A 13128-nucleotide genomic window follows, 5' to 3' on the forward strand; every position below is an offset into this window, starting at 1 on the left:
CGAGAGATAGCATGGACACGCTTGAGCATACCGCAGCACAGATGGCCAGCTTTCTCATTGCAGCGCCGAGCACGGACATCTTGCCTGTACCGGCGTCCAGCAGTCGGACGTAGAGGGCTTGGACATGCGAGTGGGTGTCATGATCTATGCCGAGCGGCCTCTGGCTGTGAATGAAACGTCGGACCTGGACTTTTGCAAGCACCACACGCCTCCTCCGAGTCCATGGCAGGATGCCGATGAATTCGTGGGGAAACCTCAGAAGTCTGAAGCCTTTTTTTCAGAGCACCGGTAGTTCCCGCTGTCGGTAGGTACGTCGGAACAAAGAAATACCTCGCTTACGTTGTCCTTCCTGGCCCGATATAGAGTGCGTTTACACCGTGACCAAGGCTAAGGGGGATTCCAGCCATGTCCAGGGGCTGATGGCGAAGTTTGCCCTCCACCGGCCGCCGTCGTGCAGAATTCAGAGCGATGTGCCAGGACGACTTAAGCGCAGATGGGATCAGCGTGGGGTTTGCCAAAGCAAAGAAAGGAGAGACAGAGACGTGGCGTGGTCGAATGGACTTCTGCCCTGCAGGATCGGTTCAATGAACTGGGGAGCATTGAACGCCAGACTTCATGTTCGTTTGGCCGACTCGCCAGGGACACCCGTACACCGAGCAAGGCTTCAAAGCCATGTGGAATCGGATCATGGAAGACTGGCGCAAGCTCCCTGGAACCGAGCGGTTCACGCTCCACGATCTGCGTGGCCTACTACGTGACGGTGATGGTCGGCAGAGGCGAAAAGATCCCGAGACACACGCCAACCCTGCCACCACATGAAGGGCGTACGACCGGCGTCGAGCCGAGAAAATCAAGAATGCCTGATGTCACCAATAGGCGTTCTTGCCACCATCACATCAAATAAAAAAGGCACTTCGCCTTCGCGAAAGTGCCTTATCTTCATTGAATTCTTTGGGGTGGCTGATGGGGCTCGAACCCACGACAACCGGAATCACAATCCGGGACTCTACCAACTGAGCTACAGCCACCTCTGATACTGCTTTTCTTCCTTGCCGCGCTGCTTTTGAAAGCTGCTCAACAACGAAGAGGCCGAATTCTAGCACGTTTTTTTAATCCGTGTGAAACCGGCCCCGCCGGCCCACTTGCCAGCGCGGGCCACCTTGCTATCCTTCGCCATTGATCATCTACGGAGGCCGCGCTTACGCCATCGCCATGGACCGCATACACGCAATCTTGATCGATTACTGGCCCCATCTGGTGTTTGCCATCAGCATCGTGGCCGGAACGGGCGCGGCGGTGCATGCCGCGATGACCAAACAGGACGTGCGGGCGGCCATAGGCTGGGTGGGGGTGGCGCTGTTTTCGCCGCTGTTCGGCGCGTTGTTCTATTTCGTGGCGGGCATCAACCGGATCCGCAAGACGCGGCTGTCGCAGCAGCGCGATGAGGCGATGGTGGTGGATGCGGAGCAGGTCGAGACCGCGCCGGTGGACGTGGCGCCGATCTCGGGCCAGCAGTTCGCGTCGCTGAAGGTGCTGGGCGACCGCGTCAGCCGCTTCCGCCTGCTGGGCGGCAACGCGGTGCGGCCGCTGGCCGGCGGTGACGAGGCCTATCCGGCGATGCTGCAGGCGATCCGCGAAGCGCGCCACGCGGTGGCGATGCAGAGCTATATCTTCGACAACGACGCGATCGGGCGGGAGATGGCGCAGGCGCTGATCGAGGCGCGCGAGCGCGGGGTCGAGGTGCGGGTGCTGATCGACGCCATCGGTTCCAAGTATTCGCGGCCGCCCATCGTGCGCATGCTGTCGCGCGGCGGGGTGCCAGTGGCGCGCTTCATGACCAATCCGCTGGGCGTACTGCGCATGCCCTATGCCAACCTGCGCAGCCACCGCAAGGTGCTGGTGGTGGACGGACGCCTGGGCTTTACCGGAGGGATGAACGTGCGCGCGGCCTTCGTCAGCGCGCTGGCGGGCGATGGCACCAACCGCGATACGCACTTCCGGGTGGAAGGACCGATCGTGACGCAGCTGATGTCGGTGTTTGCGCACGATTGGAACTTCACGACGCACGAATCGCTGCCGGCCAGGCCCTGGTTCGATCCCGAGGCCTTGCCGCCGACGGGCGACGTGCCGATGCGCTGCGTGCCGTCCGGCCCGGACCGCGCGCTGGGCAGCACGCACAATATGCTGCTGGGCGCGCTGGCGGTGGCGCAGCGCCACGTGCGCATCCAGTCGCCCTACTTCCTGCCGGACCAGACGCTGATCGGCGCGCTGGCCACGGCCGCGCGGCGCGGCGTGGTGGTGGACATCGTGATTCCCGGGAAGAACAACCTGCGGCTGGTGGACTACGCGATGACAGCCCAGCTGGACCAGGTGGTGCGCACGGGCTGCCGGGTCTGGCGTTCGCATGGCGCGTTCGACCACTCCAAGCTGATGACGGTGGACGACGCGTGGGCCTATGTGGGTTCGTCCAACCTGGATCCGCGCAGCCTGCGGCTGAACTTCGAGCTGGATACTGAAATCTACGACCCCGGCGTGGCGCGCTGGATCGGCGCACGGGTCGACGGCTTGATCGCGCAGGGCCAGCGCGAGACGCTGGAGAACCTGCTGCGCGCGCCGTTCGCCAAGCGCCTGCGCAACAAGGTGATCTGGCTGGCTACGCCTTACTTGTAGACCCGCAAGAAGCTCAACCGTCGGAAGCCGGCGCGGGCGCGGCGCGCACCGCGAAGACCGCGTTGGCCTTGAGCATGACGCGGCCTTCGACCTGCAGCAGGCAGGTGGCGTAGATCAGACGGCGGCCCTGCTTGTCGATGCGGACATGGGCTTCGAGCCAGTCCCCGGGCTTGACCGGGTTCAGGTATTCCACCGACATCTGCACCGTGACCACCGAGGCCTGCGCCTGCTCGGCGATGGTATGGCCCAGCGCGCTGTCGGCCAGCGTGGCGAGCAGGCCGCCGTGTGCGATGGCGTGCATATTGGTGTGCGCCATCCCCACGCGCAGGGCCAGGACGCAATCGGCATCGCGCTTGTAGAGCGCGCCGAGGTCGGCCAGATGTTCCATGAAGGGGCTGCTGGGGCGCCAAGGCGCGAAACCGGAAGGAATGGAGTCTGTCATGCTCAAGCCTGGTTTTTTCACGCGGAATACCTCGAGTATCGCAAAGAAGTCTGCTGCCGGCACCGCTATCCGCAGACCTGTGATCGCGGCGCGGACGATCCGCAAGTCAGAGTAAGATTTACGCCATAACAAACCCCTACATGGCAGGAGCAGTGGAAGATGGCGAAAGTCGGCATGGTTGGTATCGGCCTCATGGGCCATGGCATTGCAAGCAATCTGGTCAAGCACGGGCACGCGCTGACCGTGCTTGAGCACCCGGGCAATCAGCCCCTGGACGCGCTGAAGGCCGCGGGCGCAACCAGCGTGACCGATGGCGCCACGCTGGCGGCCCAGTCTGACGTGATCATCCTCTGCGTTACCGGCAGCCCGCAGGTCGAGGCCGTGCTGCTGTCCGAGGGCGGCGTGCTGGCGGGCTTGCGTCCCGGTACGGTGATCATCGATTGCTCGACGGCGATCCCCTCTTCCACCGTCAAGGTGGCGCAGGCCGTGACGGAATCCGGCGGCCGCTTCCTCGATGCGCCGATGACGCGCACCCCCAAGGAAGCCGCCGAGGGCCGGCTCAATCTGCTGGTGGGCGGCGACGCCGCGCTGTTCGAGGAATGCAAGCCGCTGCTGGCCTGCTTCGCCGAGAACATCACGCACGCCGGCCCGATCGGCGCCGGCCATCGCATGAAGTTGCTGCACAACTACGTGTCGCTGGGCGTGGTCGCGCTGCTGTCGGAAGCCGCAGCTTGCGCGCTGCGCGCGGAGATCGATCCGGCGGTGTTCGCCGACGTGCTGGCCAAGGGCGGCGGCGGCGGCGTGGCACTGGAACGCATCAAGCCTTACCTGCTGGAACAGGATCCGTCCTCGCTGCGGTTCTTCATGTCGAATGCGCAGAAGGATTTGTCCTACTACAACACCATGGCCGCGGAAACGGGCGCGGTACGGGAAATCGGCGCGGCCGTGCAGCACACGTTCGACCAGGCCGTCACTCAGGGCGGCGGCGACCGCTACGTGCCGGAACTGGTATCGCTGTTGAAGGACCGCTAGGACAGTCCTGGAGACCATCGCATCCGGCGTCACGGATGCGATGGCAAACGCTGCGGACGGCATCGCCCACAGTCCGCGGGGATCAACGGCCGGCCACCGCTACCGCGCGCGGCAGGCCCCGCGCCGGCAGGCGCAAGGAAATCAGGGCCGCCGCCAACAGCAGCGCGCCCGCTGCCCCGAAGGCCACCCAATGCGTACCGAAGGTCTCGTAGGCCCAGCCGCCCAGCCATGAGCTGATCATGCCGCCGACCTGGTGGCCCAGGTAGACCAGTCCGTAAAGCACGCCCACCAGCCGCACGCCGTAGACGTCCGCAAGAATGGCCGACGACAGGGCGATGCTGCCAGCCCACGCGATGCCGCCCAGGGTGGCCGCTGCGTACAGTTCCCAATGCGCCCCCACCATGACCAGCGCGAAGAAACCCAGCCCGCGCACCAGATAGATCGCGGCCAGGATGGCGCGCCGTTCGACCTGGTCGGACATGCGCCCCAGCACCAGGGTGCTGAAGATGGCGACCAGGCCGATCAGGCCGATGCCCAGCGAACTGGTGGTGGCGTCAAAGCCATGGTCCATCAGCATGGGCACGCCGTGCGTGCCCAGCAGGTTCATGCTGAAACCACAGGCGAACAGGCCCAGCGCCACCTGCCAGAACGGCAGCGAGTTCAGCGCCGCGCGCACATTGGGCGCAGGCTGCTTCGCCGCGGCTTTGGCCGGTCCCGCCTTGTCGATGATCTGGTGCGGCAGCAGGTCGGTGTGCTCGGGCGCTTCATCGCGCATGACGAAGAGCGCCATCGGCACGGTCAGCAGCGCGAACAGCGCGGCGAAGCCCAGCAGCGTTTCCTGCCAGCCCACGGCCGAGATCGCGAAGGTCAGGGTCGGCGTCATCAGCGCGATGCCGGCCATGGAACCGGTGGACAGGAAGAACAGCGCCATGCCGCGCTGGCGCGTGAACCAGCGGCTGATCACCGGCGTCAACGCTACCGGGCTGGTGAAGCCCAGGCCGATGGACAGCGCCACGCCGAAGGACAGCAGGAATTCGATGGGGCCGCGCGCGTAGACCGTCCAGATGATCGACAACACGACGATGGCGGTGCCGGTCAGCAGCACGAAGCGGGTGCCGCGCGTGCCGACCAGATAACCCGCTACCGGCATGGCCAGTCCATAGCAGAGCATGCCGATCGCGACGATGCCGGACAGCGTACTGCGCGTGAAGCCCAGGGCGTCGGCGATGGGCAGGAAGAATGGCCCGACCCCCATGCGCAGGCCGACCGTCAACAGGGTGAGTACCGTAGCGGCGCCTACGATGTTCCAGCCGAAATACCAGCCGCCCGACTCTTGCTTCTCCACTTGCACTTCTCCTCGATATCTTCTTGTGGCCGCTTGGCGCGCCCAGGTTCGCCAGCGCCGCCCAAAAAGGCGCGGCGGGAGCGGGAAGAACGAGGCGTGCACCGGCTTGTCGTCTCCGGCGGCCTGACGACGCCGGACGCGTCATATTACTCCTGGCTATATGCCTGCTCCGCCCGGAATCCGGGAATCTGTTCGGTGAGCGGTCACCGAAGCGCTGTATAGTGCTCGCCATTTCGTCGCGCCCGAAGCAGACCGTGAAGTCCAAGACCTCGATGTTCGCCCTGTCCCGCCAGGAAATCGCGCTGGTGCTGGTCACCATGCTGTGGGGCAGCACCTTCCTCATCATCCACATCGCCATGCAGCACAGCGGACCGCTGTTCTTCGTGGGCGTGCGTTTCACCATCGCCGGCCTGATGGCGCTGCTGATGTTCCGCAAGCACATGGCTGCGATCACCCGCCAGGAGGTCGGCGCCGGCATCGCCATCGGCTGCGCCCTGTTCCTGGGCTACTTCCTGCAGACCTACGGCTTGCAGACCATCACCAGCAGCCAGTCCGCCTTCATCACGGCGATGTACGTGCCCATCGTGCCGCTGCTGCAATGGGCCGTGCTGAAGAAGCCGCCAGGCCTGATGAGCTGGGTGGGTGTGGCGCTGGCCTTCGCGGGCCTGATCCTGCTGGCGGGTCCGCAGGCGGGCGCGCTGAATTTCAGCGTGGGCGAAGCGGCCACGCTTGCCGGAGCCGCGGCGATCGCCGCGGAGATCATCCTGATCGGCCACTATGCCAAGAAGGTCGACAGCCGCCGCGTCACCTTCGTGCAGTTGTTGACGGCAGGCCTGGTGTCGTTCGCGCTGATGCCCGTGATGGGCGAAGCGGTGCCCGAATTCTCATGGCTGTGGGCGGGCGCGGCCATCGGCCTGGGACTGGCCAGTGCCATCATCCAGCTGACCATGAACTGGGCGCAGAAGTCGGTGCCTCCAACCCGGGCCACCGTCATCTATGCCGGCGAGCCTGTGTGGGGCGGCATCGTGGGACGCCTGGCCGGCGACCGGCTCCCGGCGCTGGCGTTGGTAGGCGCCGGCCTGATCGTGGCGGGCGTACTGGCAAGCGAGGCCAAGTTCACCCGCAGGAAAAAACCGCAAGCACAGGGCGCCGACTAGCGGGCCAGGCGCGCGATCACCCCGGCCTGCGCGGGGTACAGCCGTTGCAGGTCGGCGGCGTCGGCCAACTCGAACTCGCTGAACTCGAAGCCAGGCGCCACCGTGCAGCCGGCCAGCGCATAGCCGGCGGGGTCGGCCAATTCTGCCGCGAACCAACTGCCGGCCGGCACGACCGCCTGGAACGCGGCCTCAGGGTCCTTCAGCGCGTCGCCCAGCCGCAAGCAGCGGTAAGCGCCGTCCGGCGCCAGCACGTGGACTAGCAGCGCGCCGCCCGCATGGAAATGCCAGAGTTCGTCGGACCGGATGCGGTGCCAGGTCGACCAGGCGCCGTCGCATAGCAGGTAATAGATGGCGGTGCTGGCCGAGCGGCGCGCGCCGTCGCCGCGCGTCACGGCATCGGCGGCGCGATAGGTTTCGCGGTAGTAGCCGCCTTCGGGGTGCGGCAGCAGGTCCAGGCGGCGGATGAGATCGGCGGATGCGGTCATGGCGGGACGGGCGCGTAGAGGATGGCGCCAGTCTAGAACAAAGCCGCGCGTCCTAGGCCGCCTGCTCCAGAAACGCCTGCAGGGCGGGCACCGTGTTCAGCACATGCTGGCGCATGGCCGCTTCGCAACGCGCCGGGTCGCGCGTCTGCAACGCGGCGATCAATTCCTGGTGCGATTCGCGCACGCGCAGGACGCGGCCGGGCTGGGCCACCCACAGGCGCATATAGGGCTCGACGACGGAATGCAGCTCCGAGATCTGGCGCAGCAGGCGCGGCTGCTGGCAGAAGCTGCACAGGTATTCGTGGAATTCGCGATGCGCGGTGATCCAGTCCAGGTGTTCGCCCGGCCCCTGCTCCAGCTGTTCCAGCAGCAGCGCCAGGCGGCGGATATGCTCGGCGCCCATGTGCAGCACCGCGTTACGCATGGCCAGGCCTTCCAGCACGGACCGCATTTCGAACACTTCCAGCATTTCCTGCTGATTCAGGCCGCGCACCACCGCGCCGCGGTTGGCGCGGATCTCGACCAATCCTTCCGAGGCCAGCCGGCGCAGCGCGCCGCGTACCGGCATGCGGCTGGTACCGATTTCGGCCGCGACCACCTCGGGCACCAGGCGCTGGCCGGGCGCGTAGCGGCCCAGGCGGATTTCGCGCTGCAGATGCAGGTAGGCCTCGTCTTCGGCGCTGATGGCTGTCTTTTGGAATTGCAGCATTGGAGTCCCGGGGCTAGGGCCGACGGATAGGCCCACGAAAGCCGCCATGATAGATAACCGCAAAAATAACACAAATTGGATCCAGTGATCCATGGATGCAAATCCTAATGGCCTTGCATCGCCCACTTGCGTCTAATCCCTGCACGCACTCCATAACGCGATCAAGGGGAATTCATGAAGTTTCGTTTCATCCGGGCGCTGGCAGGCGCCGCCGCCGTGGCCTTTGCCGCCCAAGCGGGCGCCCAGGCGACCGACTGGCCGCAGCATCCGGTGCGCATCGTCGTGCCCTTCCAGGCCGGTTCCGCCACCGACCTGATTTCGCGCCAACTGGGCGCCGCGCTGTCGACGGAACTGGGCCAGCCCTTCGTCGTCGAAGCCCGTCCGGGCGCCGCGGCGGCTATCGGCAGCGCTTCGGTGGCACGCGCAACGCCCGACGGTTACACGCTGTTGATGGGCGGCCCCGCCGCCATCGTCACCAACCGCTTCCTGCAAAAGCGCCTGTCCTACGACCCCGACGCTTTCGCGCTGGTGTCCATGGTGGCGTACACCCCCAACATCCTGCTGGCCAATCCGTCGCAGCCGTTCAAGACCTTGCCGGAAATGGTGGCCTACGCCCGCGCCAACCCGGGCAAACTGACCTACGCCTCGTTCGGCACCGGCACGACTTCGCACATGGCGGGCGAAATGCTCAAGTCCGTGGCCGGCATCGACATCCTGCACGTGCCGTACAAGGGCGCCGGCGAAGCCATCCCCGCGCTGCTCAGCGGCCAGGTCTCGATGTACTTCGACACCATCATGACCGGCCTGCCCCAGGCCAAGAGCGGCGCGCTGCTGGCGCTGGGCATGTCCAACGCCAAGCGCTCGGCGCTGGCGCCCGAGATTCCCACGATCGCGGAACAGGGCTACGCCGGCTACGACATCGCGCCGTGGTACGGTCTGGTCGCGCCCGAAGGCACGCCCGCTCCGGTGCTCGACAAGCTCAACCGCGCCGTCAACAAAGTGCTTGCCGATCCGGCGCTGCGCAGTAAGCTCGCGGAAGCTGGCGCGGAGCCCCGCGGCGGCAGCCGCGAGGAATTCGCCGCCTTCATCAAGGCCGAAATCCCGCGCACCAAGCAGCTGATCGATCAGGCCGGCATCACGCCGCAGTAATTTTCACTACGAGTTCCCCGTTTCCATGTCCTTACCCTTCGATTGGTCTTTCCCCTACGCATCCCGGAAGATGCCGGTCCTGGCCGCCAACGCGGTCGCCACCAGCCAGCCGCTGGCGGCCCAAGCCGGGCTGCGCATGCTGCTGGCCGGCGGCAACGCCGTGGACAGCGCCATCGCCACCGCCATCGCGCTGACAGTGGTCGAACCCGTCATGAACGGCATCGGCGGCGACATGTTCGCGCTGGTCTGGCATGACGGCCAGCTGCATGGCCTGAACTCCAGCGGCTGCGCGCCCGCCGCGTGGACGCCGGAGTACTTCGCCGACCGCGACGCCATGCCCGGCACCGGCTGGGGCACGGTGACCGTGCCGGGCCAGGTCGCGGGGTGGAAGGCGCTGTCGGAGCGCTTCGGCAAGCTGCCTTTCGCGCAGTTGTTCGAACCCGCCATCGCCTATGCCGAGGAAGGGTTCGCGGTATCGCCCACCATCGCCCGCCAGTGGGCCACGCAAGCGCCCAAGCTGGCGCAGGAGCCAGGCTTTGCCGCCGCCTTCCTGCCCGAGGGCCGTGCGCCGCAGGCCGGCGAATGGTGGCGCTTTCCCGCGCAGGGCAAGACGCTGCGCGCCATCGCCGAAAGCGGCGGCGAGAGCTTCTACCGCGGCGAGCTCGCCCGCAAGATCGCCGACTTCGCGCGCCAGACCGGCGGCGCGCTCAGTGCCGAGGACCTGGCGGAGCACCGTCCCGAATGGGTCACGCCAATCTCGCAATCGTTCCGCGGCTACGAACTGCACGAGATCCCGCCCAGCGGCCAGGGCATCTCGGCGCTGATGGCGCTGGGCATGCTGGAACAGTTCGACCTGGAAAGCATGGGCCGCGACAGCGCGGACTACTACCACGTCAGCATCGAAGCGATGAAGCTGGCGTTCGCGGACCTGCACCACCACGTCGCCGATCCGCGCCACATGCGCACCAGCGCCGCCGCCCTGCAGGACCGCAGCTACCTGGCCGAGCGCGCGCGCCAGATTTCCATGGACCGCGCCAGCGTGCCGGTCGCGGGCACGCCCGCCACCGGCGGCACCGTGTACCTGACGGCGGCCGACGCCAGCGGCACCATGGTGTCCTTCATCCAGTCCAACTACCACGGCTTCGGTTCCGGCGTGGTGGTGCCCGACACCGGCATCAGCCTGCACAACCGCGGCCTGAACTTCGTGTTGACGCCCGGCCACGCCAATCAGGTCGCGCCGCGCAAGAAGCCGATGCACACCATCATCCCCGCCTTCGTCACGCGCGGCGGCCAGCCGCTGATGTCGTTCGGCGTGATGGGCGGATCGATGCAGGCCCAGGGCCATCTGCAAATGGTCACGCGCCTGGCGGCGTTCGGCCAGAACCCGCAGGCCATGAGCGACGCGCCGCGCTTCCGCGTGGAAAAAGGCCCGGTGGTCAATGTGGAATCGCACTTGCCGGCGGACGTGGTCGACGCGCTGCGCGCACGCGGCCACAACGTCGCCGTGGCGCCCGCCGACAGCCTGGAATTCGGTTCGGCGCAGCTGATCTGCCGCCTGCCGCAAGGCGGCTACGTGGCGGCGTCAGACTCGCGCCGCGACGGCCAGGCCGTCGGCTTCTGAGTCTGGCCGGGCCCGGATCCAGGCCCGGCCCTTGACGATAAAGCCATCGCCGCCGGCCTCCGGCGGCGATCTGCCGGCGTACCCGCGATCACCAAGACGTAGCGCCGGCTGCTGTAGACCGGCTCAAGCTCCACGCCCGTCTGCTCGCGCACTCGCCGCAGATCCGCTTTTTCCACTGCCAGGAATACCCTGCCGTCCTTGGGCAATACGGCCTCCAAACCTTCCAGCGGCACCCGTGCGGCCGCGCCCCGCGAGTAGTAGCGCGCCGAGAACGGCAGGCTGTCGACGAAGTAGAGCTTTTCGCCGGGCGCCATCAGCGCGTCGGCCCGGGCGACAAGGTGTTTTTCCGTTTTGAGCCGCTCCGGCTTGGCCAGCAGCAAGCCGCAGAAAACAATCACCGCAATCGGCCCCAACGCCATGCAGGCCGTCGCCACGCGGGCTGGCGCCAGGGCGCGGGCGCGGCTCAGGCATGCGCCTATCGCCAAGGCCAGCGGCGGCAAGGCCGGCAGCGCGTAGGTCCACAGGATGTTGCCCGACAGGGTGAAGAAGAGCGGCGTGGCCGCGCCCCAGGCCAACAGATAGGTCCAGCGTGGCCGGCGCAGCCATCTGCCGGCCCGCCGCACCGGCCCGCGCCAGCGTCGGGCAAGCAGCCAGACGCCAAACACTCCCCATGGCAACGACGCCACAATCCCGTCCAGCCAGATGGCGCCGTAGGGTCGGCTGTGCGCCGAGCCGTAGAGATCCCCGGTCCAGCCCGGATCCACGAAGCGCAGGACGTGCTCGCCCACGATGAAGTACTGGATGAAGCCCGGCGTCTTGATCTCCGCCGCCACGTACCAGGGCAACACCAGGACCGCCGTCATCACGCTTCCCGCCGCCCATGGCAGGCGCCGCAGGCTGGCCCGGACGTTCCCATGCCACAGCATCCAGGGCACGATGGCGCCCGCCACCAACACCACGGCCAGTGGTCCCTTGGACAACAGGCCGATCGCCAGTCCCAGGAAAAATCCGTAGCGCCAGAACCCCGCCGCCGGCCCGCGCGCCAGGATGAATGACGCCACGCTCAGCGTGACGCCCAGGGCAAGGAACGGATCGGTCAACACTGCCCCGGCCGCGACCAGGGGCAGGAACATGGATGCGTACACCAGCACGGTCCATCTGGCGGCCTGTAGCGTAAACAGGCGACGCCCCAGCGCATGAAGAATGGCAAGCATCGCCGCCGTGGCCAGCAGCGACGGCAGCCTGATGCTGAATTCGCTCAACCCCAGCAACCGGATCGACAGCGCCTCGGCCCAGAACCCCAACGGGGGCTTGCCCCAGAACGGCACGCCCGGTGCGAACCAGGGCGTGATCCAGTCGCCCGTTTCCGCCATCAGCCTGGCGATCTCCGCATAGCGTGGCTCGGACGTGTCGGCGAATGGCACCAGGACCATCGCCAAGAGGCGCACGCCCAGTATCGCCGCCAGCCCGGCGGCCATGGTCCGCGCGCTCAGCTGCAAGCCACATCCCTCCCATGGCCCGATGCCGCCATGCCCGCCGCTCCGCTGTGCTGCACGTCGCGCACCAGATAGACCGGCCGCTGCTTGCTTTCCATATAGGTCTTGCCCACGTACTCGCCCAACAGACCGATGGTGATGAGTTGCACGCCGCCCATGAAGGTCATCATCGCCATCAGCGAGGGATAGCCGGCGACGTCATCGCCGAACATCAGGGTCTTGAAGATGATGGCGGCGCCGAAGACCGCGCCGCCCAGGGCCGCGGCCGCTCCCAGCCCCGTCGCCCAGCGCAGGGGCGCGGTGGAGAACGAGGTGATGCCTTCCATGGCCAGGCGGAACAGCGCCAGGTAGCTCCATTTGGTGACGCCAGCGGCGCGGGGCTCGCGGTCGTAATCGATGATCCGGGTCGGCATGCCCACCCAGGCGTACAGGCCCTTCATGTAGCGGCACCGTTCGGGCAGCTGCAGCAGCGCCGTCACGGCGCGCCGGCTCATCAGCCGGAAATCGCCGGTGTCGGGCGGGATCGCGGCCTTGCTCAAGCGGCTCAGCAGCCTGTAGTAGGCATAGGCGGAAAACCGCTTCAGGACGCTTTCCCCCGCGCGGCTGCGCCGCCGCATGCTGACGACGTCGGCGCCCTCTTTCCAGGCCCGCACCATGGCGGGGATGGCCTCGGGCGGATCCTGCAGATCGGCATCCAGCATGATGACCGCGGCTCCGGCCGCATGTTCTATCCCTGCTGTCATCGCGGCCTCCTTGCCGAAATTCCGGCTCAGCCTGACCAGCTTGATGCCGCGTTCCTCGCGCAGCAGGGCCTGCAGGTATTCGGCGCTGCCGTCGCTGCTGCCGTCGTCGACGAACACGATCTCGTAGGACAGCCCCAACGTCTTCAAGACCCGCCGCAGGCGTTCGTGGCAGGCCGGCAGCACCTCCATTTCGTTGAGGAATGGAATGATGACGGATAGCTGTATCGGGCTGATTGAGCCCAGCACAGCGATATCGAGATCGGGTCTGGCATTCATCGG

Annotated in this window: 11 protein-coding genes and 1 tRNA gene; 5 read left to right on the forward strand and 7 right to left on the reverse strand. The window is 66.7% G+C overall.

Annotated features, from left to right (window positions below):
- Nucleotides 1–952 precede the first annotated feature (952 nt).
- A tRNA-His gene (locus tag IB258_RS26795) sits at nt 953–1028 on the reverse strand.
- A 184-nt stretch (nt 1029–1212) separates the two neighbouring features.
- Between IB258_RS26795 and cls the strand changes: the two genes are divergently transcribed.
- The gene (gene cls, locus IB258_RS26800; protein WP_175161679.1) at nt 1213–2670 is read left to right on the forward strand and encodes a cardiolipin synthase; all 1458 of its coding nucleotides are present in this window, start codon (nt 1213–1215) and stop codon (nt 2668–2670) included.
- A 13-nt stretch (nt 2671–2683) separates the two neighbouring features.
- On the opposite strand, the gene IB258_RS26805 is transcribed toward cls, so the two are convergent.
- Entirely contained in the window at nt 2684–3112 is a 429-nt protein-coding gene (locus tag IB258_RS26805) for a PaaI family thioesterase (RefSeq protein WP_054453468.1), read from the reverse strand.
- Between the two features lie 159 nt (nt 3113–3271).
- Here IB258_RS26805 and IB258_RS26810 point away from each other — a divergent pair, with 159 nt between their 5' ends.
- Entirely contained in the window at nt 3272–4144 is an 873-nt protein-coding gene (locus IB258_RS26810) for an NAD(P)-dependent oxidoreductase (RefSeq protein ID WP_119449596.1), read from the forward strand.
- Nucleotides 4145–4226: 82 nt separating this feature from the next.
- Here the strand turns inward: IB258_RS26810 and IB258_RS26815 are convergent, their stop codons facing one another.
- Nucleotides 4227–5489 carry an MFS transporter gene (locus IB258_RS26815; protein WP_054453472.1) on the reverse strand — a complete coding sequence of 421 codons (1263 nt, stop codon included), beginning with the start codon at nt 5487–5489 and terminating at the stop codon, nt 4227–4229.
- A 272-nt stretch (nt 5490–5761) separates the two neighbouring features.
- Between IB258_RS26815 and IB258_RS26820 the strand changes: the two genes are divergently transcribed.
- On the forward strand, nt 5762–6646 hold the full coding sequence (locus tag IB258_RS26820; protein WP_192353452.1) for a DMT family transporter: 885 nt from the start codon (nt 5762–5764) through the stop codon (nt 6644–6646).
- Here IB258_RS26820 and IB258_RS26825 read toward each other — a convergent pair.
- On the reverse strand, nt 6643–7131 hold the full coding sequence (locus IB258_RS26825) for a cupin domain-containing protein (RefSeq protein WP_175161657.1): 489 nt from the start codon (nt 7129–7131) through the stop codon (nt 6643–6645). The two genes, IB258_RS26820 and IB258_RS26825, sit on opposite strands and share 4 nt — an antisense overlap.
- Before the next feature lie 52 nt (nt 7132–7183).
- Entirely contained in the window at nt 7184–7840 is a 657-nt protein-coding gene (locus tag IB258_RS26830) for a GntR family transcriptional regulator (protein ID WP_175161655.1), read from the reverse strand.
- Nucleotides 7841–8014: 174 nt separating this feature from the next.
- Here IB258_RS26830 and IB258_RS26835 point away from each other — a divergent pair, with 174 nt between their 5' ends.
- Entirely contained in the window at nt 8015–8989 is a 975-nt protein-coding gene (locus tag IB258_RS26835) for a tripartite tricarboxylate transporter substrate binding protein (RefSeq protein ID WP_054453478.1), read from the forward strand.
- A 25-nt stretch (nt 8990–9014) separates the two neighbouring features.
- Complete coding sequence (ggt, locus tag IB258_RS26840) at nt 9015–10610, forward strand: gamma-glutamyltransferase (protein WP_225590526.1); 1596 nt, start codon at nt 9015–9017, stop codon at nt 10608–10610.
- Here the strand turns inward: ggt and IB258_RS26845 are convergent.
- Both IB258_RS26845 and IB258_RS26850 read right to left on the reverse strand, forming a co-directional pair.
- Nucleotides 10559–12109, reverse strand: a complete 1551-nt coding sequence (locus IB258_RS26845; RefSeq protein WP_192353424.1) for a glycosyltransferase family 39 protein — start codon at nt 12107–12109, stop codon at nt 10559–10561. The two genes, ggt and IB258_RS26845, sit on opposite strands and share 52 nt — an antisense overlap.
- A complete protein-coding gene (locus IB258_RS26850) occupies nt 12100–13125 on the reverse strand; it encodes a glycosyltransferase family 2 protein (protein WP_192353425.1) in 1026 nt (341 codons plus the stop codon). The genes IB258_RS26845 and IB258_RS26850 overlap by 10 nt, the downstream gene beginning before the upstream one ends.
- Nucleotides 13126–13128: the final 3 nt, after the last annotated feature.

This window comes from Achromobacter sp. ACM02 (assembly GCF_014851605.1).
Taxonomy (GTDB): domain Bacteria; phylum Pseudomonadota; class Gammaproteobacteria; order Burkholderiales; family Burkholderiaceae_B; genus Achromobacter; species Achromobacter aegrifaciens.